This is a genomic window from Klebsiella sp. HMSC16C06 (genome assembly GCF_001808325.1).
GTDB classification, from domain to species: Bacteria; Pseudomonadota; Gammaproteobacteria; order Enterobacterales; family Enterobacteriaceae; genus Klebsiella; species Klebsiella variicola.
Genome location: NZ_KV792984.1, coordinates 209234 through 233179, shown reverse-complemented (window position 1 = coordinate 233179; position 23946 = coordinate 209234). Strand labels below are relative to the sequence as shown.

The 23946-nt window shown below is 51.7% G+C and carries 25 protein-coding genes; 15 read left to right on the top strand and 10 right to left on the bottom strand.

Annotation, left to right across the window (positions count from 1 at the left end; all coding sequences use genetic code 11):
• Positions 1-2 precede the first annotated feature (2 nt).
• The 4 genes from hpxX to HMPREF3142_RS03420 all read left to right on the top strand — a co-directional run bounded on the left by hpxX (position 3) and on the right by HMPREF3142_RS03420 (position 2473).
• Positions 3-188, top strand: coding sequence for an oxalurate catabolism protein HpxX (gene hpxX, locus HMPREF3142_RS03435; protein ID WP_012541681.1), 186 nt, complete (start codon positions 3-5; stop codon positions 186-188).
• Positions 185-1582 (top strand): AtzE family amidohydrolase, encoded by a 1398-nt coding sequence (locus HMPREF3142_RS03430; RefSeq protein WP_070611586.1) that lies wholly within the window; start codon positions 185-187, stop codon positions 1580-1582. Before hpxX ends, HMPREF3142_RS03430 begins: the two co-directional genes overlap by 4 nt.
• The gene (hpxZ, locus tag HMPREF3142_RS03425) at positions 1579-1965 is read left to right on the top strand and encodes an oxalurate catabolism protein HpxZ (RefSeq protein ID WP_002905421.1); all 387 of its coding nucleotides are present in this window, start codon (positions 1579-1581) and stop codon (positions 1963-1965) included. Before HMPREF3142_RS03430 ends, hpxZ begins: the two co-directional genes overlap by 4 nt.
• Before the next feature lie 85 nt (positions 1966-2050).
• On the top strand, positions 2051-2473 hold the full coding sequence (locus HMPREF3142_RS03420) for a GNAT family N-acetyltransferase (RefSeq protein ID WP_070611584.1): 423 nt from the start codon (positions 2051-2053) through the stop codon (positions 2471-2473).
• 37 nt (positions 2474-2510) lie between these two features.
• Here the strand turns inward: HMPREF3142_RS03420 and asd are convergent, their stop codons facing one another.
• The gene (asd, locus tag HMPREF3142_RS03415; RefSeq protein WP_070611582.1) at positions 2511-3629 is read right to left on the bottom strand and encodes an aspartate-semialdehyde dehydrogenase; all 1119 of its coding nucleotides are present in this window, start codon (positions 3627-3629) and stop codon (positions 2511-2513) included.
• Positions 3630-3825: 196 nt separating this feature from the next.
• On the opposite strand from asd, the gene HMPREF3142_RS29245 reads away from it, so the two are divergent.
• Genes HMPREF3142_RS29245 through fabF form a run of 5 tightly spaced genes read left to right on the top strand, consistent with a single transcriptional unit; the run spans position 3826 to position 8391 of the window.
• The gene (locus tag HMPREF3142_RS29245; RefSeq protein ID WP_162494481.1) at positions 3826-3957 is read left to right on the top strand and encodes a hypothetical protein; all 132 of its coding nucleotides are present in this window, start codon (positions 3826-3828) and stop codon (positions 3955-3957) included.
• Positions 3954-4511: a winged helix-turn-helix transcriptional regulator gene (locus HMPREF3142_RS03410; RefSeq protein ID WP_070611580.1), complete on the top strand. Its 558-nt coding sequence runs from the start codon at positions 3954-3956 to the stop codon at positions 4509-4511. Before HMPREF3142_RS29245 ends, HMPREF3142_RS03410 begins: the two co-directional genes overlap by 4 nt.
• A complete protein-coding gene (locus HMPREF3142_RS03405; protein ID WP_032733066.1) occupies positions 4495-5538 on the top strand; it encodes an HlyD family secretion protein in 1044 nt (347 codons plus the stop codon). The genes HMPREF3142_RS03410 and HMPREF3142_RS03405 overlap by 17 nt, the downstream gene beginning before the upstream one ends.
• Positions 5535-7097, top strand: coding sequence for a DHA2 family efflux MFS transporter permease subunit (locus HMPREF3142_RS03400; RefSeq protein WP_016161075.1), 1563 nt, complete (start codon positions 5535-5537; stop codon positions 7095-7097). The genes HMPREF3142_RS03405 and HMPREF3142_RS03400 overlap by 4 nt, the downstream gene beginning before the upstream one ends.
• Before the next feature lie 19 nt (positions 7098-7116).
• Entirely contained in the window at positions 7117-8391 is a 1275-nt protein-coding gene (gene fabF / locus HMPREF3142_RS03395; protein WP_008804821.1) for a beta-ketoacyl-ACP synthase II, read from the top strand.
• Positions 8392-8454: 63 nt separating this feature from the next.
• On the opposite strand, the gene HMPREF3142_RS03390 is transcribed toward fabF, so the two are convergent.
• The gene (locus HMPREF3142_RS03390) at positions 8455-8763 is read right to left on the bottom strand and encodes a YciI family protein (protein WP_016161077.1); all 309 of its coding nucleotides are present in this window, start codon (positions 8761-8763) and stop codon (positions 8455-8457) included.
• Positions 8764-8885: 122 nt separating this feature from the next.
• A complete protein-coding gene (locus HMPREF3142_RS03385) occupies positions 8886-9614 on the bottom strand; it encodes an alpha/beta fold hydrolase (protein WP_016161078.1) in 729 nt (242 codons plus the stop codon).
• 172 nt (positions 9615-9786) lie between these two features.
• On the opposite strand from HMPREF3142_RS03385, the gene HMPREF3142_RS03380 reads away from it, so the two are divergent.
• The gene (locus HMPREF3142_RS03380; protein ID WP_023340177.1) at positions 9787-10785 is read left to right on the top strand and encodes a GlxA family transcriptional regulator; all 999 of its coding nucleotides are present in this window, start codon (positions 9787-9789) and stop codon (positions 10783-10785) included.
• A 117-nt stretch (positions 10786-10902) separates the two neighbouring features.
• Positions 10903-11217: a PTS sugar transporter subunit IIB gene (locus tag HMPREF3142_RS03375; RefSeq protein WP_008804820.1), complete on the top strand. Its 315-nt coding sequence runs from the start codon at positions 10903-10905 to the stop codon at positions 11215-11217.
• Positions 11218-11265: 48 nt separating this feature from the next.
• Here the strand turns inward: HMPREF3142_RS03375 and gstA are convergent, their stop codons facing one another.
• Entirely contained in the window at positions 11266-11880 is a 615-nt protein-coding gene (gene gstA, locus HMPREF3142_RS03370; protein WP_008804819.1) for a glutathione transferase GstA, read from the bottom strand.
• Positions 11881-12009: 129 nt separating this feature from the next.
• Between gstA and HMPREF3142_RS03365 the strand changes: the two genes are divergently transcribed.
• A complete protein-coding gene (locus HMPREF3142_RS03365; RefSeq protein WP_032700956.1) occupies positions 12010-12885 on the top strand; it encodes a LysR family transcriptional regulator in 876 nt (291 codons plus the stop codon).
• A gap of 70 nt (positions 12886-12955) precedes the next feature.
• On the opposite strand, the gene HMPREF3142_RS03360 is transcribed toward HMPREF3142_RS03365, so the two are convergent.
• The 6 genes from HMPREF3142_RS03360 to HMPREF3142_RS03335 all read right to left on the bottom strand — a co-directional run bounded on the left by HMPREF3142_RS03360 (position 12956) and on the right by HMPREF3142_RS03335 (position 20790).
• Positions 12956-13789 carry a PRD domain-containing protein gene (locus HMPREF3142_RS03360; RefSeq protein WP_012541670.1) on the bottom strand — a complete coding sequence of 278 codons (834 nt, stop codon included), beginning with the start codon at positions 13787-13789 and terminating at the stop codon, positions 12956-12958.
• Positions 13790-13812: 23 nt separating this feature from the next.
• Positions 13813-15273 (bottom strand): glycoside hydrolase family 1 protein, encoded by a 1461-nt coding sequence (locus HMPREF3142_RS03355; RefSeq protein ID WP_012541669.1) that lies wholly within the window; start codon positions 15271-15273, stop codon positions 13813-13815.
• Positions 15274-15277: 4 nt separating this feature from the next.
• Positions 15278-17146, bottom strand: a complete 1869-nt coding sequence (locus tag HMPREF3142_RS03350) for a beta-glucoside-specific PTS transporter subunit IIABC (RefSeq protein ID WP_070611690.1) — start codon at positions 17144-17146, stop codon at positions 15278-15280.
• Between the two features lie 269 nt (positions 17147-17415).
• Positions 17416-19011, bottom strand: coding sequence for a carbohydrate porin (locus tag HMPREF3142_RS03345; RefSeq protein ID WP_070611578.1), 1596 nt, complete (start codon positions 19009-19011; stop codon positions 17416-17418).
• Positions 19012-19854: 843 nt separating this feature from the next.
• Positions 19855-20346, bottom strand: a complete 492-nt coding sequence (locus tag HMPREF3142_RS03340) for a DMT family transporter (protein ID WP_064166519.1) — start codon at positions 20344-20346, stop codon at positions 19855-19857.
• 9 nt (positions 20347-20355) lie between these two features.
• On the bottom strand, positions 20356-20790 hold the full coding sequence (locus tag HMPREF3142_RS03335; protein WP_004151877.1) for a DMT family transporter: 435 nt from the start codon (positions 20788-20790) through the stop codon (positions 20356-20358).
• Between the two features lie 99 nt (positions 20791-20889).
• Between HMPREF3142_RS03335 and HMPREF3142_RS03330 the strand changes: the two genes are divergently transcribed.
• The 3 genes from HMPREF3142_RS03330 to HMPREF3142_RS27330 all read left to right on the top strand — a co-directional run bounded on the left by HMPREF3142_RS03330 (position 20890) and on the right by HMPREF3142_RS27330 (position 23535).
• Positions 20890-21825, top strand: coding sequence for a LysR family transcriptional regulator (locus tag HMPREF3142_RS03330; RefSeq protein WP_070611575.1), 936 nt, complete (start codon positions 20890-20892; stop codon positions 21823-21825).
• A 252-nt stretch (positions 21826-22077) separates the two neighbouring features.
• Positions 22078-22434 (top strand): ASCH domain-containing protein, encoded by a 357-nt coding sequence (locus HMPREF3142_RS03325; RefSeq protein WP_176747606.1) that lies wholly within the window; start codon positions 22078-22080, stop codon positions 22432-22434.
• A 201-nt stretch (positions 22435-22635) separates the two neighbouring features.
• Entirely contained in the window at positions 22636-23535 is a 900-nt protein-coding gene (locus tag HMPREF3142_RS27330; protein WP_022065952.1) for a hypothetical protein, read from the top strand.
• The last annotated feature ends 411 nt before the right edge of the window (positions 23536-23946 follow it).

The following is a 23946-nucleotide window of genomic DNA, read 5'->3' as shown; positions in this document are numbered from 1 at the left end:
CCATGACCACACAGCCAGACTGGAGCGAGTATCTGACGCAGATGACTCACCTGTTGCACCTGGAGCTGGATGCACCCCGTCGTGAAGAGCTGGAGCGCCAGTTTGCCCGCATCGCCGCCATGGCGCAGCCGCTGATGGACTATCCCCTCGGGCCGCGCGAGGAGATTGCGGGGGTGTATAAAGCATGACTCTTCATCACTTCACCATCGCCGAGATCCAGCGTGCGCTGCACGAGGGCGAACTCAGCGCCCGGGAGATCGCCCGCCAGACGCTGGACGATATCGCCCGCGTGAATCCGCAGATCAACGCCTGGACCGAGGTCACCGCCCAGCGCATGCTGGCGGAGGCCGACAGCATTGACGCCCTGCGCCGGGAAAAGCGCCCCCTGCCGCCGCTGGCAGGGATTCCTTACGCAGTGAAAAATCTGTTTGATGTCGCCGGGCATACCACCCTCGCCGGGGCGGAACTGCTGAGCGACCGGCCGCCGGCGACCAGCGACAGCTGGGCGGTGCGCCAGCTGCACAGCGCCGGCGCCCTGCTCAGCGGGATGCTCAATATGGACGCCTACGCCTACGGCTTTACCACTGAAAACAGCCACTATGGCGCGACGCGCAATCCGCACGATCTGTCGCGGATCGCCGGCGGATCGTCCGGCGGTTCGGCCGCGGCGGTGGCGGCCGGGCTGGTCCATTTCAGCCTCGGCAGCGACACCAACGGCTCGATCCGCGTCCCCGCGTCGCTGTGCGGGATCTTTGGCCTGAAACCCACTTTCGGTCGCCTTTCGCGCTCTGGCAGCCATCCGTTTGTCGCCAGTCTGGATCATATTGGTCCTTTTGCCCGCCGGGTGGCCGACCTCGCCGCGGTGTATGACGCCCTGCAGGGGCGCGACCCGGCCGATGACTTTCAGGCTGATAAAGCCAGCGAGCGCACCGGTAATCTGCTGGAGCGCGGACTGGAGGGGCTGCGCTGCGCGCGGCTGGGCGGCTATTTCACCACCTGGTGCGATGACGACGCCCAGGCGGCCGTGGATCGGGTCGCCCACGCGCTGGGCGCCGACAGCGAGCTGCAGTTCGCGGATGCCGCGCTGGCCCGCTCGGCGGCCTTTATCATCAGCGCCAGCGAAGGCGGCAATCAGTACCTGACGGATCTTCGCCACTCGCCAGAGCGTTTTGAACCTCACTCCCGCGAGCGGCTGCTTGCCGGAGCGATGATCCCCTCCGCATGGTATCTGCAGGCTCAGCGTTTTCGCCGTCATGCTCGCCAGGCAATGAAATCCCTGTTCAGCCAGGCCGACGTGCTGATCGCCCCCGCCACCCCATGCAGCGCCACGCCGATAGGCGCGGAGGAGATGGTAATTAACGGCCAGCCGCTGCCGGTGCGCGCCAGCATGGGAATGCTAACGCAGCCGATCTCCTTCCTCGGTCTGCCGGTGGTGACCGTGCCCCTGCGTACCGCCAGCGGTAAGCCGATTGGCCTGCAGCTGATTGCCGCGCCGTTTAACGAACAAGCCTGTCTTCGCGCCGCGCGGGCGCTGGAAGCGATGGGCATTACCGATGCCCGAGTGGCGGAGAGTGCAGCATGATCAATCTGGATAATGTAGACCGCCCGGCGATCCTCGCCGAGGTGACGGCGGCGTTTTATCAGTATGAAGAGGCGCTGGTCAGCAATAACATCGAGGCGCTGGATGCGCTGTTCTGGCACGACCCGCGCACCGTACGGCTGGGAGCCGGCGAAAATCTGTATGGCATCGAGGCGATCCGCGCCTTTCGCGCCGCCCGCCCCGCCGCCGGTCTGGCCCGCGATCTGCGCCATACCACCATTACCACCTTTGGCGCGGATATGGCGGTGTGCAGCACCGAGTTCACCCGCGAAGGCAGCGCCCGCCTGGGCCGCCAGCAGCAGACCTGGGTACGCTTCCCCTACGGCTGGCGCATTGTCGCCGCCCAGGTCAGTCTGATGGACTGAGTGGCGTATACGGGAGCGGACCGGAGAATAAGGTATCCACCGGCCCGCTTCCGGTCCGGTAACACGCTATTTGGAGTCGAAGACCATGGTGTTCATCAGAGCGGCTGAATCAAAAGATATCCCCTCGCTGAAAACGCTATTTCTGCAGCTGGGCTATCAGACGGAGACGGCGATCTTAGAACAACGCATCACTGCCCCGCAGAGTATGATGAGTGCGCTGGTGGCGGAAACAGAAAACGCCGTGTGTGGCGTAATCGTTATCAATTTTATTTTACCGATACATGAGAACCGTTTATGGGCATTAATTTCCGCGCTGGTCATCGAGGAATCATCACGTGGATCAGGGATAGGCCAGCAACTTCTCCATGCCGCAGAGCGCCTCGCCCGCGATAAACAATGCGCTCAGATCGAACTTTCAAGCAGTGAAAAAAGAATCAGAGCGCATCAATTTTATGAAAATAACGGCTACAAGGAGGTCCGCAAACGCTTCGTTAAACATTTGTCTTAACCGCCTGCGCGCGAGGGCTTTCCCCGGATGACCGTAACTATATTTTGCCCAGCAGGATATTTAACATGCGGCGCAGGGGTTCCGCAGCGCCCCACAATAGCTGATCGCCAACCGTTAACACCGAGTAGACGGGTTCATTATTTAACGACATTTTCTTGTAGCGGCCAATTCCTACCTGCAGCGAACCACTAATAGCAGCCGGGGTCAATTGACTGACACTCTCTTGCTTATTATTGCGGACATAGTTTACCCATGGATGGGAATGGGTGACTAACTCAGCGAATTCCGCTTCGCTGACCTCACGTTTAAGTTTAAGGGTAATGGCAGCGCTGTGGCAGCGGATCACGCCGACCCGAATGCATAAGCCATTGACCGGAATGGTGCCGGGCGCAAGGCCAAGAATTTTATTGGTTTCCGCCTCGCCCTTCCATTCTTCGCGGCTGTTTCCATCGCCTAAATCGCTGTCGATCCAGGGAATGATGCTGCCCATCAACGGGACGCCAAAATTCTCCACCGGCATACCCGCGCTGTTAATCAGCTCACTCACTTTATTTACCAATGGCAGTACTGAACCTGATGCCGTCAGTTCATCCGCAGATAAATGCTGACTGATATAAGCGCTTTGCGCGATTAATTCCCGCACCTGTTTGGCGCCCGCTCCGGAGGCAGACTGATAGGTCATCACGCTCATCCATTCGATCAGGTCAGCCTTGATCAGCCCGGCCAGCCCCATCAGGCTCAGCGTAATGGAGCAGTTGCCGCCAACAAACAGTTTCACTCCCGCTTTCACTGCGCGATCGATATTATCGCGGTTGACCGGGTCGAGAATAATGCAGGCTTTTTCATCCATCCGCAGCGCCGAAGCGGCGTCAATCCAGTAACCTTGCCAGCCATGGTTAATTAACGCTGGATAGATGGCTTTGGTATAATCCCCGCCCTGACAGGTGATGATGATATCCATTTCGGCGAGGGCGCTAAGGGAATTCGCATCTTTAAGGATGTCGCTTTTACCATTAATAACCGGGCCCACACCGCCCGCACTGGAGGTACTAAAAAAATGCGCTGAAATATCTTCGAAATCATTTTCTTCGATCATTCTTTGCAGTAATACAGAGCCTACCATTCCCCGCCAGCCAACAATACCCACCTGCTTCATTTATTTAACCTTTATAAGTTATGAGAATGTTAATTTGCATTTCGCCATACTTTATATCGCATCCCCCCATAAAGGTCATTACCCACCACATCGATTTCTATCATTATTAAAATGTTTCATCCGCCATCAGTGATATTTATCTCTTATTACGATAAAGCAGGAATAAAGCGGCGGCGGCGACTGTCCAGTTTTCGGCATTCAGAGGAAGAAACGGCGTAGTGAAACGGGAGCGGCTTCCTCTCTGGGTACCATGAAGAGTAACTTGCATTTTGATAGTTACTATGTCAATTTGCTGGCAAAAGCCACCTGGTTACTGGACAGCCCATGAAAAATGAACCGCTTTGCCACGCTCCCTGTCCCATCGCCCGCAGCCTTGGCCGCATCGGTGACAGCTGGAGCATCATGATCCTGCGCGATGCCTTCGCGGGCTTTACCCGCTTTGACGAGTTCCAGAGAAGCAGCAACGTCGCGCCCAATATTCTGTCGCGCCGCCTGAAGGCGCTGGTCGACGACGGGCTGCTGGAGAAGGTGTGCTACAGCAGCACCCCGCCGCGCTACGAATACCACCTTACGCAACGCGGCCGCGATTTTCGCATGGTGCTGTTGGCGCTGGCGGAATGGGGTAACCGCCACTTCGCCCCCGAAGGCCGTCAGATGCAGCTGGTGGAAACCGCCACCCAGCGACGGGTGGAGCCAGTCATGGTGGATAAAGCGACCGGGGAAGAGATTATTCCGGGTAAGTACGCCATGGTGCCGGGCCCCGCCGCCTCGCCGCTGATGAAATATCGTCATGAATATCTGCTGCGCAAACGCGAAGGCGATAGCGGGCAAAAATTCCAGCCTGAACCTTACAGAGATGCCAGCAATGAATCCGACCAGTAAGAAAAATATTCTTGTCCTGGCGGCCCTCGGCGCTGCCGCCCTGGCGGCAGCGAGCTACGGCGCTTACTGGTGGCATACCGGCCGCTTTATGCAGACCACCGATGACGCCTATGTCGGCGGCGACATTAGCGCCATTTCCAGCAAAGTCTCCGGCTATATCCAGCAGCTGGCGGTGCAGGACAACATGGCGGTGAAAAAAGGCGACCTGTTGATCCGCATTGACGACCGCGATTATCGCGCCGCCCTCGCGAAAGCCGCCGGAGAAGTGGCGGCGCAGCAGGCCGCGCTGGCCGATATCCAGGCTACCCGCCAGCTTCAGCAGGCGACCATTGCCGGCTCTGCGGCCTCGTTACTGGCCGCCACGGCGGCAACCGAAAAACTGGCTAACGACAACCGACGCTATAACGCCCTGGCCGCGTCGAGCGCGATTTCCGCACAGATCCGCGATAACGCCTCCGCCGATTATCGCCGGGCGCACGCCGAGCAGGAGAAGGCCAAAGCGGATAAAACCGTGGCCGAACGTCAGCTGGCGGTGCTGGATGCTCGCCAGCAGCAAACCCTGGCTGCCCTGGCGCAGGCCCAGGCTAACCTCGAGATGGCCAGGCTGAACCTCAGCTATACCGACATTCGCGCGCCGTTCGATGGGGTGATTGGCAACCGCCGCGCGTGGTCCGGCTCGTTCGTCAGCAGCGGCACGCAACTGCTCTCCCTGGTGCCCGCGCACGGCCTGTGGATTGACGCCAACTTCAAGGAAAACCAGCTGGCGCATATGCGTGCCGGCCAGCCGGTGACCATCGTCGCCGATGTGCTGCCGAACCATACCTTTAAGGGCCATGTCGCCAGCCTGGCGCCGGCGACCGGCTCACGCTTCAGCATTCTGCCGGCGGAGAACGCGACCGGGAATTTCACTAAAATCGTGCAGCGGGTGCCGGTCCGCATTGCGCTGGAAGGTGACGGGGCAAAGCTTGACGTCCTGCGCCCGGGACTGTCGGTGATCGTCACCGTGAACGAAAAGAGCCCTCGATGAGCACCGTTCAGGCGCTGTCCGCCCCGCAGGGTCTGTCGATGCCGACGGCGAAGAAGATCTTCGCCTTCGCCAGCATGTGCGTGGGGATGTTTATTGCCCTTATCGACATCCAGATCGTCTCCGCCTCGCTGCGGGATATTGGCGGCGGCCTGTCGGCGGGCGACGATGAAACCGTCTGGGTACAAACCAGCTACCTGATCGCCGAGATCATTATTATCCCGCTTTCCGGCTGGCTGGCCCGGGTCATGTCGACCCGCTGGCTGTTTGCCGCTTCCGCGGCGGGCTTCACGCTGATGAGCCTACTGTGCGGCTGGGCGTGGAACATCCAGAGTATGATCGCCTTCCGCGCCCTGCAGGGACTGGCGGGCGGGTCGATGATCCCCCTGGTGTTCACCACCGCTTTCGCCTTTTTCCAGGGCAAACAGCGGGTTATTGCCGCGGCGACGATCGGCGGCCTGGCCTCCCTCGCCCCTACGCTGGGTCCAACGGTGGGCGGCTGGATCACCGAAAACTACAACTGGCACTGGCTGTTCTTTATCAACGTGGTTCCGGGGATTTACATCGCGGTGGCAGTGCCGCTGCTGGTGAAAGTAGACAGCGCCGACCCCTCGCTGCTGCGCGGCGCCGACTATCTCAGTATTCTGCTGCTGGCCTTGTCCCTCGGCTGCCTGGAATATACCCTCGAAGAAGGTCCGCGCTGGGGCTGGTTTGATGACGCGACCCTGACGACCACCGCCTGGGTCGCCCTGCTCTGCGGCGTGGCCTTTGTTATCCGCACCCTGCGCCATCCGCAGCCGGTGATGGATCTCCGCGCCCTGCAGGATCGAACCTTCAGCCTCGGCTGCTATTTCTCGTTTATGGCCGGCGTCGGCATCTTCGCCACCATCTATTTAACCCCGCTGTATCTGGGGAGCGTGCGCGGTTTCAGTGCGCTGGAGATCGGCCTGGCGGTATTTTCCACCGGTCTGTTCCAGGTCATGTCTATTCCGTTTTATTCGTGGCTCGCCAACCGCGTCGACCTGCGCTGGCTGCTGATGGCCGGGCTGATCGGCTTTGCGGTGTCGATGTACAGCTTTGTTCCGATCACCCACGACTGGGGGGCGGATCAACTGCTGCTCCCGCAGGCCTTTCGCGGACTGGCGCAGCAGTTTGCCGTCGCGCCAACGGTGACCCTGACGCTGGGCAGCCTGCCGCCCGCGCGCCTCAAGCTGGCCTCCGGGCTGTTTAATCTGATGCGCAACCTCGGGGGCGCCATCGGCATCGCCCTGTGCGGCACGGTGCTTAACGACAGAACCAATTTGCACTACAGCCGCCTGGCGGACCATCTGAATAACGCCAACCTGGCGATGAGCGATTTTGTTCAGCGCAGCGCGGCAAACTTCACCGTCCAGGGGATCTCGCCGGATGCCGCGCAGACGGCGGCGCTGAAAAATCTTTCCGCGCTGGCGCTGCGGGAGGCGCGAACCCAGGCATTTTCCGATGCTTTCTACCTCATCATGATGGGTTTTTTGCTTGCCGCGCTGCTGGTTCCCTTGATGAAAAAGCCGCCGGCACACTAATACTACAGGAGAGTTAACTATGGGCGTTTCCGTTAAACGCATTGTCGTCACCGGGATGGGGATTGTCAGCCCGCTGGGTTGCGGCGTACAGCACGTCTGGCAGTCGCTGCTGGCAGGAAAGTCAGGGATCACCCGGCTCAGCGAGCAGCTGGTCGCGGATATTCCCTGCAAAGTGGCCGGCCAGGTGCCGTCCATTGACAGCGATCCGCTGCACGGCTTCGACCCGCTGGCGACCATCCCGGCGAAAGAGCGCAAAAAGATGGATCGCTTTATTGAGTTTGCGCTGGTCGCCGCCCGCGAAGCGCTGGCCCAGGCCGGTTGGTCGCCAGCATCCGAGGCCGAACAGGAACGCACCGCCACGGTGATCGCCACCGGGATCGGCGGGTTCAGCGAGATCGCCAATGCGGTACATACCACCGATGAACGCGGGCCGCGTCGCCTCTCGCCGTTCACCATCCCCTCTTTTCTGGCCAACCTGGCCGCCGGGCATGTGTCTATCGCCCACGGTTTCCGGGGGCCCATCGGCGCGCCGGTCACCGCCTGTGCGGCTGGCGCCCAGGCCATTGGCGATGCGGCGCGGATGATCCGCAGCGGCGAGGCGGATATCGCCCTCTGCGGCGGCGCGGAAGCGGCGATTCATCGCGTTAGCCTTGCCGGGTTTGCCGCAGCAAGGGCGCTGTCCAGCGCCTCCAGCGACCAGCCGGAAGCCGCTTCCCGCCCCTTTGACCGTGACCGCGATGGTTTTGTGATGGGAGAAGGCGCGGGGCTTATCGTGATCGAATCTCTGGAGCACGCGCTGGCGCGCGGCGCCACGCCGCTGGCCGAGCTGGTGGGCTACGGCACCAGCGCAGATGCTTATCACCTGACCGCTGGCCCGGAAGACGGGAACGGCGCACGTCGGGCCATGGAGACCGCTATTCGCCAGGCCGGGGTGACCGTCGACGAGATTGACCATATCAACGCCCACGCCACCTCAACGCAGGTAGGTGATAAAGGTGAGCTGGCGGCGATTAAAACGCTGTTTGGCGCCCATCCGGTCGCCATTACCTCGACGAAATCCGCCACCGGCCATCTGTTAGGCGCGGCCGGCGGGATCGAGGCCATCTTCACCATTCAGGCCCTGCGCGATCAGGTGGTGCCGCCGACGCTGAACCTGCATCACCCCGATGAAGAGGCGGCAGGTCTCAATCTGGTGGCGCTGCAGGCCCGCCCGCAGAAAATGCGTTATGCGCTGTCGAACGGTTTTGGCTTTGGCGGCGTTAACGCCAGCCTGCTGCTGAAACGCTGGGAATAATCGTCAACTCCCCCGCCAGCACTGACCGGCGGGGTTAATCAGAACACGGACGCGCCACATGGATTAAATAAATTTAGCCTTATCTGCCCATGCAACAGGCACGCCCTGAGCGCATAACAGGGGTTCAAAACTGAGCAGCACCGCCTCAGCAATGTTGTGCTCGATAAAAGGATCTTCCTGCAGAAAAGCGTGAATCAAGGGCTTATCGTTTCCGCGCATAAGAATGAACCCACCGGCATGATTATCAACAGGGCCGGCAAACAGAATTTTTCCTTCTTTGATTCCGCGCATAAGCCATTGCTTGTGTGCCTCAAGATGGGCTGAGATTTCCTCTTCCGAACGCAGGTATGTCAATGTTATCGCGTGCATCATGGCCTACACCTCATTAGCAAATCGTCGTTGATGTTCTGAGAAACTGATCTCAATGTCTGACTTATTTCTTTTAACTGCACCTGTCTGAATAACGGGTTTCATAACTCCAGCAAACGCTGAATTTATTCTATGCTGAGCGCCGCCTGATTAATCAGTTCAGCGACCTGAGCGGGATGGGAAATCATGGACAGGTGATCGGAATGAATCCGCGAAATGTGGGCGCCTATCTCGTGGGCAAAACGCGCCTGGACCGACGTATTCAGCGCATGGTCATTTTCGGTGATCAGGTACCATGATGGCCTGCTATGCCAGGCGGCGGTCTCTATCTTTTCGCTGAAGGCGCCCGCGGCGATGGGCTGCTGCTGCGCCGCCAGAAGGCGTGCCTGTGATGCAGAAAGGTCATTCGCCATGATCTGATGAAAAGCATTCGCATCATCCAGCCAGATCAAGCCGTTTTTATCCGCCTCCATCCCCTCCATCGGCGCATTAAGCCGTGTCAGAGCCTCGGCGACAGATTCTCCTGAGTCCGGCGCCAGGGCAGAAAGGTAGACCAGTCCTTTCACGTTTGGTGCATTACCTGCCTGGGTAATAACCGCGCCAGCCCATGAATGCCCCACCAGAAGAACGCCGCCCTTCTGACGCTCGAGGACGCGTTCCGTCGCCGTCACGTCATCCTGCAATGAGGTCAAGGGATTCTGCACGGCGGTGACGTGATAACCGTCAGCCTGAAGCAACGGGATAACGGCAGACCAGCTGGAGCCATCCGCAAACGCCCCGTGGACCAGAACAATGTTTTTAATATCCGTCGCCTCTGCCCGGAGAGGCGATGCGAATGAAATCATCAAAGACATAACGAATGCTCCCAGGCGAATGTTTTTCTTAAGAAAAGGGTTCATCGACTCTCACTCTACCGTTGACGTTAAAAGAACGTCGCTCACTTTAACGCGGCAGGATGAAACCCATAAAGTGTCTTAAATGACAGTTATGATGCTAAATCAGACATAATTTTTACCAGGACTCACCATGCGAATTGCGTTACTGGCTATACCGGGCAGCATGAGATCGGCACTTGCCGGCATAGCCGACATGTTCTGGCTCGCCAATCAGATCATCGTCCAAAATCCGCAAGTCAACGCGGATATTGCACGGACGTCACCGTTTTTTGAGGTCATGGTGGTCACCTCCGATGGTCTGCCAGTCATGGACGTTCAGGGGAGAAAAATCGTTAGCGATGGTTCGTTCAATGATGCCCAACCTGTTGATCTGGTTATTGCCAGCGGTATGCAGCTTGACGAGCAGAAGCTTCCCCTCGCGCAAGAGGCCGTTACCGCTGCCGCAGAATGGGTGAAAGAAAAATATCTTCAGGGCAGTTGCATTGCAGGGGCCTGCGCCGGCGGATTTATCCTGGGTGAAGCCGGGTTACTCAACGGACGCGCCTGTTCCACGACCTGGTGGCTGTATCATACCTTGCGATCGCGATACCCACTGGCGAAGCCCGTCTGGGGGAAAGTCATGGCTGAACAGGACAACATCATTACCACAGGAGGCCCGTTTTCGTGGATTGACCTGGTTATCTATATTGTTCGCAAATATGCGGGCAATGAGATTGCCAAACTGACGGCTGATATGGCCGTTGCGGATAGCCAGCCATTATCACAGCAGCTTTATGCGCCTGCGGGATTTCTCAATTCAAGGCATCCTCTTCTGATGAAGGCTGAACAGCTGGTGCGTTATCAAAACCCGGGCATAACGGTGGATCAGCTGGCTGAGGCCTTGAACCTGACACCCCGCACCCTCAATCGTAAAATGACCGCGCTGATCCAGCAGAGTCCGAAAAACTTTATCACGCGGGTTCGTATTGAAACGGCGGCGCTTATGCTGGAAATCCCTGGCAAAACGATTTCTCAGGTCGCCAACGCCTGCGGATATAGTGATGAGACCGCATTCAGGCGGGCTTTCAGTCGTATCATGGGCATGTCCCCAGGGAATTACAAAGAGCGGATCAAAAATCAGGCCCCATAGTCTTTCACATGCCTGGAAAGCATCATCATGATGAATTCTTCACGCAATTATGAGGTGGCGCTCATTTTATACGCATGGCGAGTCATATCCTGAAATTCATCCTCAGGAGGTAAAACCATGAAAAAGCTTCTGATATGTTGTTTGTTTGGCAACACCGCCAATTCTCTCGCCAAAAAGATACAGTTACTGGCGGAAAAAAAGGGCCATCCTCTCATTGTCAGCGCAGTGGGCCTGGAAAATTTTGCCAGCGTGGCGCCCGCTTTCGACGGATTTCTCATTGCGCCGCATATTCAGTATAAGGTCGCGGAGATAAGAGGGATTGTTGGCGACGCTCGTTCTATTGCGGTGATTGAAAGTCTGCCCTATGCCTCACTCGACGCGGAAAAAGTTTTCGCGTTTGTGATGGCGCAGATGCCTGAACTGGCAATCTGACGCCAAAGGCCGCCTCTCTTGTGCGGCCTTCTCTACTCATGTCGCCTTCTACCTGCCCTGTTGAGACGCTTCAGCCCGTAATGCCGCCTGTACAGCAGGACGGGCATTTATTATTTCCATATACGACGATAGCGCTGGCCAGCGATCCAGTGGGATCGCGAAGAATTTGCACCATCCCAGCACCGTGAAGAGGTAGGCATCCGCCACGCTAAAGGACGGGCCAGTCAGATAGGTTTTTTCGCTGAGCGTCGTCTGCAGAAAATCGAAGCGTCGGAATAGCTTGTCTCGAAAAATCGTTTTGACATCTTCCGCCAGCGCGGAGTTAAACAGCGGCGCCGAACCCGCGTGTATTTCACTGGTGATAAAGTTAAGCCATTCCTGCAGGCGCACCCTTTCCCAACTGCCCGCGCGTGGCGCCAGGCCGTATTCAGGTTTACGATCGGCGAGGTACTGCACCATCGCCGGCCCTTCGGTGAGGATCTGCCCATCATCCAGCTCAAGCGCAGCAACATATCCTTTCGGGTTAATGGTGAGGAAGTCGCGACCATCAGCGGTGATCTTGCTTCTGTTGTTGACTCTCACCAGTTCAAATTCAAGGTTCAGCTCGCGCAGCACGATGTGCGGTGATAATGAACAGGTATCTGGCGCGTAATAAAGTTTCATCTCGTCTCCGTTAATGTGTAAAGCCGTCGGACAACGTCCTGCACGATCCTCAGCACACTGTATTTAACGCCGATCGCACTGTAAAATTAATGATATAGAAAAGAACTATTAGCTGAGCTACTGATAATCATGATGAATCTTTTACACTGGCGCCTGCTGGTAGCCGTGGCGGATGCCGGCAATATCTCACGTGCTGCCGAGGAGATAGGCATGACCCAGTCCGGCGCCAGCCAGGCCATTGCCCAGCTGGAGGCTTCTCTGGGCTTTCCGGTATTTACCCGTGAGCGACGATACATCGGGATTACCGCCCTGGGTGAGCAGGTGGTGGAACATGCCAGAAACATGCTTTCGCAGCTGAACGCCATCCGTGAACTGGCTGATCGGGGCCGGAACGTCACCCGCGGGCGCATTCGGCTGGCCAGTTTTCCCTCCGTGACGTCTACCTTGTTGCCCGGCCTGCTGCGCGACGTTAAGCGCCTGCATCCGGGTATTGACGTTGTTGTGCTGGAAGGCTCTGACGAAGAAGTCGAAGCGTGGCTTGCCGCAGACACCGTTGAACTTGGGGTGGTCATGAATCCCGTTCCCGGACGTGCAGAGGTGGTACTAGGACAGGATGCATGGGTCGCGGTCCTGCCCGCCAGCCATCGGTTGGCACAGCATGCGAAAGCTGATGGCATAACGCTAAAGGCGCTGGCGGACCAGCCCTTTGTTCTGGCGACGGGCGGCTGTGTCGTGAATGGCAAAAGCCTGATGGAAAAGGCCGGGTTGCAACTCTCTGATATCCGCGTGACGGTTCGCGACTGGATAAGCGCCTGTAAACTGGTCGGTGAAGAGATGGGCGTCGCGCTGGTACCGGAATCCGCCCTGCCGGAGACCTTGCGCAACCTGTGCGTGGTGCCAGTGACGCCGGCTATTCATCGTGAATTTGGGCTGGTTTGTTCGCCATCCGGAACGTCTTCTGATGCCACACAGGCGCTGCTTAATGCGCTACGTAAACGAAGATGAGCGCTAGAGTGAATCATCTTATCGCCATGGCATCAATCTCTGACCTATCTCCTGTTCCCAAACTAAAATTTCACTTTGAATATTTACTGAGTTTACTGATATGTATACCTAACCAGGTAAGTTCATCATTAGGAATAGCAATGGCGTAATTGCTTTTTATAAAGTCACGAATCACCTCAGCAACCACCATCGCTTTTGGATGGAAACGAATTAACTCATTATAGAAGTCGTCAGTTTCTTCTGTTGCAAGGCTATTATTTAATACCCTTTCAGCGAAATATCTTAAATGCGTAATAAATCTGGCATAGTGAATTGAATTCACATCAATATTTTGATTGAGTTTATAACGAACAATTTCAGCAATTCTGTTAACTAACTCTACTTGCTTATGTGCGTTAGTCTCATCAAATTGAAAAGTTGCATTGATAATATGAAAAGCAATGTGTACAGCCTCGTCATCAGGAAGACTCACCGCAAACTTAGCTGATACCAAATCTCTTGCCAGCTCGCCAATGCTATACTCTTTCTGATAGTAACGCTTTATTTCCCAGGTCAGTTTATTCGCAATGTTCGTATTTGTCTTACAGCGTTCAACAGCAAAATGCAAGTGTTCCGCGAGGGTGAATAGTAAAACTGAATTAAGCTTTTCGCTGTAATGAGCTTGAGCCATCTTAACAATTTCATGAGTGATCTCAAAGAAATCCGCGGGAATTGTGTCCGTTAGTGACAGATAATGTCGCGACTTGAGGGTATCCAAAGGCATAAAGACCTGTTCGACACTTTGCAAGTCGATAATTGTCCCTGGCTTGGTGTTAAAACCGATACCTTTGCCAAAGAGTATCATCTCTTTTCCGTCATTCTCAGCAAGCAGCATGCTGTTATTTAAGGACTTTTTAACTTTCATCTCAGTTCCCGCGGTAGCAATGATTAACTTAAATCAGTCCCGTTCGTCGCTATAACCTTGCGATACCAATAGAAGGAGTCTTTGCGTAACCGATTCAAAGAACCGTTCCCCTCGTCATCTTGATCTACATAAATAAAACCATAGCGTTTGGTCATTTGCGACGTGCCAGCACTAATAATATCAATTGTTCCCCAACTCGTATACCCTATTAAATCGACACCTTCTTTGACAGCTTCAATCATCTGCTCAAAATGCGCACGGAAATAATTAATACGGTAATCGTCATGAATCTTCCCATCAACCACTGTATCTTTTGCCCCAAACCCGTTTTCAACAATAAATAAAGGGATTTGATATCGATCGTAAAGCTCCAGTAGCGAAATTTTAAGCCCTACAGGATCTATTTGCCATCCCCATTCAGAAGCCGGTAGATGAGGGTTTTTTACACCCATGATAGTATTTCCTGCCGTGCGCTCTGCATCGGACTGAACAGATTCCGTGATGGACATATAATAGCTGAATGAAAGGAAATCTACAGTATAGCGACGTAACGTTTCCAAATCATCCGGCTGCATTTTTATCTTGATATTCCGCAGCTCCAGGTCCCGCTTAATTAATGGTGGATATTCGCCTTTAATCTGAACATCTGAATAAAAATAGTTTTCGAGATTTTTTTTCAGAGTGGCTTCCACGTCAGCAGGATGACAGGTCAGTGGGTACGTTGTTAACTTAGTAAGCATGCATCCGACCTGGCTGCCAGGAATCTTTTCATGGCAGTCTCTTGTCGCTAACGCCGAAGCAACAAACTGATGATGCAACGCCTGATAAATATCCTGCGTGCTTTCTCCTGGTAGACTTTTCTCTTCGCGGACACCGGCAGTCGTAAAAGGATGCCGATGAATGCTATCAATTTCGTTGAATGTTAACCAGTAACGTACCAAATTCTTGTAACGGTCAAAGCACACATTTGAATAGCGTACAAACGCATCAACAACATTTCGGTGGACCCAGCCATTATATTTCTCACTCAATGCTAATGGCATTTCATAATGTGAGAGCGTAACCAATGGCTCAATGCCAAGTCTGCGCATTTCAGTGAACATATTTTCATAGAACTGTAATCCCTTTTCATTCGGTTGCTCATCTTCACCTGTTGGGAAGATTCGTGACCACGCAATTGATACGCGCAGGACTTTTATACCCATTTCGGCAAAAAGCGCTAAGTCTTCTTTGTAACGATGATAAAAATCGATGCCTCTGCGTTTAGGGTAATTTTGATCATTCTTCCCCTCAAGCGCATCACTCACGTTTTGATCAGATACGGCCATATGGCCGGCATAATCGCTCGTGCTCAGATGCGCCTTATAGGCAACTGCATCTGCAACGGAAGGCCCTTTGCCGTCAACGTTCCATGCACCCTCTGCCTGATTGGCTGCAATGGCTGCACCCCATAAAAAATTCTTGGGAAGAATAGATTTCGACATAATATTAAGCCTCTTTTAATGAAAAAATATTAAACTGCTGGAGTGTATTGGTATGATCGTTCGACGGCTTCATCATAAAACGATCGCTATTGGTAATAACCATTATTACAACTGGGTCATAACCCGCTTTAGTTATTTCATCAATATCAAATTCGATTAATAGTTCACCCGCTTTAACGTGTTGGCCATCTGTAATTTTCGGGTGAAAGCCTTGACCGTTCATTTGTATCGTATCAATTCCTATATGAAAGATAACCTCTACTCCATGGGTAGTCATCATGCTGGCTGCATGGCCACTTTCGAACACATGCTCAATAACGCCATCGGCAGGTGCATAGAGTGCTCCCACCGTTGGAACGATAGCGATACCATCCCCCATGATTTTTGAAGAAAATACATCGTCGTTGACCTCTGTCAGGGGGATGACTTTCCCTTCAACCGGACTGGTAAAGGTAAAGTCATTCATTAAGACTGGATTAGCAGTGACTTCAGTCTTCTCAAATTTGGGCATCTCCTCCTCTGGATGGGGCGTTGTCGTTTTTTCTTTCCAGAAGAATAATGTTGATAAAAATGCCAGGCAGAATGAAACAAGTGCACCGATGATTGCATATATCAAACTGGTTGGATTATCCGGTGACGCAAAAATTGAGATACTGGCAAGGCTCGGCGCTACAATTGCATAAGCTGAGACCATCATAAATCCCATGAAGGAGCCACCGACCATTGCACCCAACATCACAGAGATCAGTACTGGCCTATGCAGTAAAGTAATCCCGTAAAGTGCAGGTTCAGTAATGCCAAACAGCGCTGATATTCCAGAGGAAAGAGCAGTCCCTTTAAACATTTTATCTTTACTTTTTAGCGAAACGGCAAGGCAAGCTCCTGCTTCAGCGATATTGTGAGCTAAGGAAGCTGGGTTATACAAAGATTCTTTACCTGTTTGCCCCATTGACATTATGGCATAAGGGAGGAAAGGTTTATGCATACCGGCCGCTACAATAAATGGCAGTCCGCCAGCAAGTAAGCCTGTTGCGATGAATCCAAATTTGCCATGCATCCAAAGGATCAGATGCGTTAACAGAGACCCCATTTCAAAACCTAATGGTCCAAGGATAAGCAATGTGACGGGGACCGTCGTAACCAGCGATAACATGGGCGATAAGAAACCACGTAACGCATTAGGCGTATAACGATTAAAAAGAGATTCCGTTTGTGCATAAAAAATAACACAGAGAATTGCGGGAAACACCTGCGCTGCATAGGAGACGTTCGTAATATCGAAAGTCATTAACGTTGCACCTTGTTTTGCCAGGGTAGTAAATGTGGGCAACAACAAGACTGAGACAGCAGTCAATGCAACTAATGGATTAACTTTAAGCTTATTCGCAGTAGTGATGGCGATAAGTAAGGGTAAAAAATAAATAGGCGCGGTTCCGATGCAGTCCAAAATTTGATATGTCGAACTGTCTTTAGTCAGCCATCCAGCCATATTCAAAATAATTAAAATGGATTTCAGCACGCCGCCACCTGCAATTGCAGGTATGAGTGGTTGAAAGATACTGATAACAAAATCAATCAACCATGCATTCCATTTTTTCTTGGTTACTGGTTTCTGTTTCGCGTCAGCATCATTAGCCATTAACGATCTAATCGCATCAAACACTTTAACAACGTCTTTGCCAATGACTATCTGACACTGCACATTTGTCACGACACCCATTACATCAGGTAATTTTTTGAGGTCAGACACTTCAACTTTAGCATTGTCATACAAGCTTAAGCGTAATCTGGTTGAGCAATGTTCAATGTGTTCGATGTTGCCTGCTCCGCCGACTAATTTGAGAATTGTACGCCCAGTATTTAGATGATCCATAAGTTGCCTCATGAGCAAAAAAAAAGACCTGAAATTCTCACCCCAAATCAGGGGGAGAATTTCAGGTCTTGCCTGCATTACCAGTTACACGCCTGTACTACATATTTGCCAACAATATACTATATACATAGTTACAGGCAATAAAATTAACCCATCTTTTGTCAAAACGTGATAGTTATCACATAATAATCCTCGTGAATGACTACGATATAAAACCCTCCCAGGAGTATTTTCTTCCTGTATTATATTTCCTTTATATTAACCGATAGTTACCACCACACCTCAGCCTGAGCGCCAATAGACAATTGATCTTTTTTATTATCGTTGAATGTATAATTCGATATCTCGTTTTGGTTTGCCCGGATATACGTTGTATAGAACCGAATTTCTGGCCTTGAGGTTAGGATTGATGTATTAACTTTGAGCGCATGATACAATGTTGTTTTGTAACCGGATTCACTATATGTCTGCTCTTGAGTTTTGTTATCCTGTCTAAACCATCCGAGTTCTACCCCGGTCTGGTTGAATTTATCCCAGATATAAGCGGGACGGATGACACTTCGATAACTTTCAAAATCTGTATGAGCACCAGTATCATAGCTAAATATATCATTACCATTTGAATATACTAGTGCGTGTGCAGCAATAGTGTTTTCCGTGGGGTAAAATTCCCCTTGAGAAATTATTCTGAATGCCTTGCCATTTGTGTGATTTCCATAATAATTATCACCACTCCCAAATGTTGGGTTTGCTCCAGAAATTTTTGCAAAAGAACTGGCAATAGAATTATTGGCAGCTTGCAGGGTTAATTCGTCATAACCCCCTGCGTCAAACTTCTGCCTTAAAATCGCACCTACCAGCCAGGCATCTTTTACATGATAATACTGACCATCAGCCTCCCCTGACTTCACGACGTCTGATTTGTTTGCCATGTTATAGCGCCCATCTAGTTCTAATGTTGCCTTGTCCCATAAGGGAATTTCACGATAACGTATATCAAGCGCATTCGTATTGATCTGTAATGAATTTCCTGATGTATCATAATCAAGAGCACGCGCGTTCAGGTCCTGACGCACTACAGCAACGTTAAATTTGCCTGGACCCATTTTCCAGTTTTCTATACCGAGCCCTGCTCCGCTTTCTGTTCTGACGCTTTTCCAGTCAAGCATCTGTATCTCATACTTAGGCAGATAGTGCTTACCTACCCAAAAATCAGCTTCAGGGGCAAAATTAAGAAATCCCTTCGTCGTGAGATAGATATCAGAAAATTGTAAGTTACTCTCTGTATCTTTATCAAAGACTGCATTGTTGTATTGCTCACCCACATTGCCATCCAGCATAACGACAGCATGTGCAGTTTTACCATCCTGGTCGTACACTTTCTGCTTGAGTTGAAGATCGAACCATGAGGTATATTCATTGCCGAAACGGCCAAGAGATCCAATAGCATACTCTTTTGGCGATCCATGATTAGCCGTTCCCCAACCAGAACGGAAATAGCCATTGTACGAAAACCCAATATCGTTTTTAACAAAGTCACTAATTTCTTTCAACGTAAGAACATTATTAACTTTAGTTGTGGCACTATTGCCTGTTGTGTTGCTATTACTCGATGTTGCTGCAATAGTTGAAGTGGCAGAATTTGTTGTTGGTTGAATTTTTTCATCTGCTGAGCTGACCGGGTTTCTGTTTGCTTTATCAGCTTGCTTATACCTGGTTAATTCTGCTTTTGTGCTTTTTAATTCTGCAGTGTTTTCCTGGAGTTGTTTTTCAAGCAAAGCCAGTCTCTCTTCCACTGTTAAACTCTGTCCATAAGCATTGCTGAACATGGCAGAGATAAGGCAAAATAGAATAGTCTTGTTCATATTTTAAATATTCTCATGTAGATTACAGGGGTAAAGCGTATATTAAAATAAAATCATACTTCACCTTCCCAGGGTAGAAATATATATAGTAAGCAAGCCTATTTAGCCTGATCATTTCATAGCTATTTGACTCCAGCGAAATGGATCGATGCTTAACATTAATATTGAATTCTGAAATGAAAAATTGTTTTCATAAAAATTATTTGCTTGTTGTCACTCCTTTAACTGTGCCGATTCGCAACGTGAACGGAGACTTCTCTTGTCTTATCTCGTCACAACAGTTCTGTTTTTACAAATGAACCCAAATGACCGCCCTGCCCGATAAAAGTAAGCTTGACGCTATTTGGATTATCAGGAGCAGCATTTTTCTTCATTTAAGCTAAGCTGTCGTCGGGTAGAACCATGTTCAATATGTTCAAAATTGCTTGCCCCGCTGTTCAATTTACGTATTTTCTGCGCTGTTTTTTTGGAATCCATTTGCCACCCCAGAAGCAAAAAAAAGACCTGAGATGAGCAATGAATAGGTCTAAATTCATCGCTCATCTCAGGTCTTGCCTGTTTTACCAGTTACACGCCTGTCGTTCTGCCCGTGTATTTAAATATTTTGTAGGAGGGTTTTACAATAGCTTACTTTGAATTTTTTTTAAAATGTGACATGTCTTACAAATTTCAACCGTTGCCGGATGCGAATTAAACGACGTTTCTCAACAGCAAAAGCGGGATAAACCCTACCCGCACCGGGTTTCTGTCCCTGTAATATGCCCATGGCATCGCTGTGTAACACCTGAAGAGTGTCAGGATATTTCTGGCACTCTTCAGAGAGAACACCTGAACTGGCCGGGCTTATGTGTTAGCGTTTTCCTGCTGCCGGGGAGTTTTCGCCATTGCGGCTTTTGACTTACTGCTGGAGTAAATGAAGAACAGCGCGATACCCAGGCAGATAATGGCGCCGATTCGGCTCATCGAGAATGGAATCGACGCATTGCCCAGCCAGCCGAAGTTATCGATCAGCATGCTCATGGTTAACTGGCCAAAAATGACAGCGACCGTAGCCACTGCCGCGCCAATACGCTGGACGGCCAGTACCATAATGACGATATACGGTACGCCAAACATTGCGCCCAGCAGCTGCCATTTAGGCACGTCCATCAACGTCAGGGAGTGTTTGGGTTCGAAGAAGAAGATCAGCAGCCCCGTCACCAGGGCGCCGACAGAAAATGTCAGGAACGCGCTTTTAAATACGCCGACCTTGCTGCCCAGCTGGCCATTGATAGCCGCCTGGATACTCAGCATGGCGCCACCGGCAACGGCGAGCAGAATCATGATAATAGTCATAATGTTACTTTACCCCTGTGCAACCATAACCAGCGCTGCAATGATGAAAATCAGCGCAATGATACGCTTACTGTCAATTTTCCGGCGCGACGTACCGAGCAGACCGAAGTGATCAATAATCAGGCTCTTGAACACCTGGCCTGCCAGGATGCCAATCATAGTCATGGCGATGCCGATTGCCGGCGTTACCACGGTCAGGATGATGACGTAAATCGGCCCAAGCACGCCACCAAGCAGCTGCCACGCTGGTTGCGCAAAGAATGACGGGCTGTTACGCGGGCTGAAAAAAAGCATCAGCAGGAAGGTCAGCGCCGCGCCCACGCCAAATATGCTGAAGGTAGCCCAGAGGTCACCGACCTCCCCACCCAGTGGCCCGAGCAATCCTGCCTCTATGGACAGTCCCATGCCTCCGGCAATGACGATAAAAATCAATATTAGTTGCATAGCAATCAGTCTCCCAAAGTCCAGGCGGAGAAGATTACGACTTAACATGGATGAGAAAAATGCCATAATGAGATAAACACCTGTGCAGGATATGCATTAATGAATGGCCTTGGGAACATCAGTATTCGCGCCCTGCTGATTTTTATAGACGTTTATGAAACGCAGAATTTCTCTGTGGTGGCCCGGCGGGAAGGGATATCGGCCTCTCAGGTATCACGCGTCATCCATCAGATGGAGGATGTGCTCGGGCAGCAGCTTTTTTACCGCAATACCCGGGCTATAATCCCGACGGAAAGCGGCCATCTTTTTATCCGCTATGCGCGAGCGATGACTGGCAGCATGGAAGAGGCGCGGCGGGAACTCAATGAGAGAACGCTTGAACCTTCCGGAATGGTCCGCATAAACGCACCGGTGTTCTTTGGACAGCGCCATGTCGCACCCGCGTTACCCGGCCTGACGGAGCGATATCCGAAGCTTAGTATTGAGCTTACGCTGACGGATGATTACATCGATCCGCACCGGGAGCCGGCTGACGTGATTTTCCGGATTGGCGTGCTGACGGATTCCGCCTTTCATGCGCGCGTGTTTGGCCAGCAGTTCTATCATCTTGCCGCGTCACCGGATTACATCCGCCGGCACGGCATGCTGGGATCACCCGAAGAGCTCTCGCGGCATCAATGCCTGGTCTATCGCGGTTCATCAGGACCAAACCAATGGCTGCTGCGCAGGCGCGGAGAGGAATGGGTGCACTATCCCGTCTCGCCCCTGATGTCATCGAATAATGCGGAAACCCTGCTGATTGCCGCACTCGGGGGGATGGGGATTGTGCTGTTTCCTGACTGGCTGATTGGAGACCGGCTGAAGAGCGGAGAGCTGGTCGGACTGCTGCCGGAACTGGATACATCCATAAAAACGGAGCCACAGCACATCGCGGCAATCTATCCGAATGCCCGCCACCCTCCACTGAACGTGCGGGCGATTATCGATTACTACCTGGACGCGTTCGGTTCACCGCTTTACTGGCAGTCTGAATAAGACAGGCGACTTTATGGCTCGTCTTGAAGTTAACTTACGTTTCTGGCACAGAGCAAACGCGTTAAATGCCCTTAAGGTCTGTTTTGAGCGAAGAACGGACCACACTATCTAAAGAAAGATATCGCTGATAATGTTGGGACCGCTCTTGTTAAAAAAGGTATGCCATTTCTTTTCATTGACGATAACGAAGGGATTTTCATGGTTGAGGTTGAGGAAATAAAAAAGAAGTATCCCGGCGCAGACGCCTGGCAAATGGGTGACAGTCCGGAGCTGGCTAACGAGCTTGCGGAACTGATCAAAAAAGGGATCAAAACGGCCTCTTGCGGATCTTTTGCCTCTTACCAGCAGGAAGAATCTGCTCCGAGGATAGGGAGTTATCACATTATTCTTGATGGCCAGAATGTTCCAGTTTGCGTGATCAGACTGATTTCGATGCAGCTGGTTCGTTTTTGTGATGTGACTGAAGCGTTCGCCCGCAAAGAAGGTGAAGGCGATTTAAGCCTTGAATACTGGAAGAAAGAGCATCAGAGATTTTTCAGCTCTGAAGGTCATTTTTCTGAGGATATGGAGTTGATCGCAGAAGAATTTGAAGTGGTTGAGGTGCTGTAAGGCAAGGGCAACGGGTTGACGTTTTATCACTGGCCACTGATAACACTGTTCGCTTCTGGCGCGGAGCGGACAAGCTGTCGAGCTAAAGGTCCGCATTGAGCAAGGAGCGGACGTGCCAGCTATAATTGGTAATAAAATGAGAGTAGAACTATTCTGATTTGTTTAAAAAAACATTTTTATATCCAAGGGCAAAATATTTTTATGCTATCTTACATGCTATCTCAATATGCCAGGCTACCTGTGCCTGAAGTTACTCTACGTTCATGGTTAAAACAATGGTTGTCAGAGCAGGAATCGAGGTGTACGGACAGAAGTTTCTCGGCGCGATTTCCCTGGAGAGAAACTGGATTATGTCAGGAATATTTTTTACAACGAAAACTCAAAATTGATGGAAAGCAATTTCTTACTGGCCCCCGTTATCAGGGCGGAAATATTAACAAACCTTTTATTGATATTGTAGGTATGGATTCTGACCTAAATCATACTGCATTAGAACTCATTAGTAAGGAATGGTCACAACTCAGAGCTCAGTATGTCCGCATTCTTGTGCCAGGCCAGTCCTTCCCGCAGGGTATTCCCGACCAGTATATATATGCCACGTCTTTTTCTGAACCCCCTGAATTCAATGATAAATCTCTTACTTTGCAAGTGGCGACATACGAAGATTTTGACTGGTGTTGTCAGGCTCTGGGCGATGCCTATAAGCATACATGGCAGACAGTTCGTGAACTGTCTGCAAGTAATTTGGTAGCAGTTGATGACGAAGAGTTGTGTGACCATATTTCTGAGAGAGAAGTATATATTATCTATGAAAACGATGTTCGCGCCGGGTTGCTAATATGCCAGAAAGGAAACCTCGCTTTTCTGAGAGGATATCGTATTACTGACAAAGTAATACTTCCTGCTTTTCGTGGTCGATCATTGTCGGCCCGAGCGCAACGCCTGCTGTACCGATTATTAACTCATTCCGATTCGGAACTATCTTTGTATATGGGCACAATTATTCCGGAGAATATACCCTCGATGAAAACTGCAGAAAGAGCGGGACGAACTTGCATCCTAAGTTATCAATTTCTACCCATCTGCAGCACCCACGACTAACAGCAATGCTAATTTATCTTCAGCCTACTTCCGCTTTTGGCACACAGGGGACGTCCAGGGCCCGGGAGTACTCCCCTGGACGCATTAATGGACGGTATGTGATTGTTGTGCAGGCTATCATATGGCTTGAGGTACAGCAGAATCAGGCTTCGTAGCAATGAGTCGGCTCACAGCGTCCGGAATCCACCCGGTGCCGTAAATCACCGCAAGGTCTGTCATAAGGTAATTTCATCACGCATCGCGACACCTTTTTTCTTTACGCAGGCCTTCTCTTTCACGGTTTGTCAGAACTGTGGACCGCAGTAATCTCCACTCCGTGCTTTAATCAATGAGAGTGTGTCGGGTGCAAATTAAACTACCTTTCTCAACAGCAAAGGCGGGATACCCCTACCCTCGCAGGGTTTCTGCGTC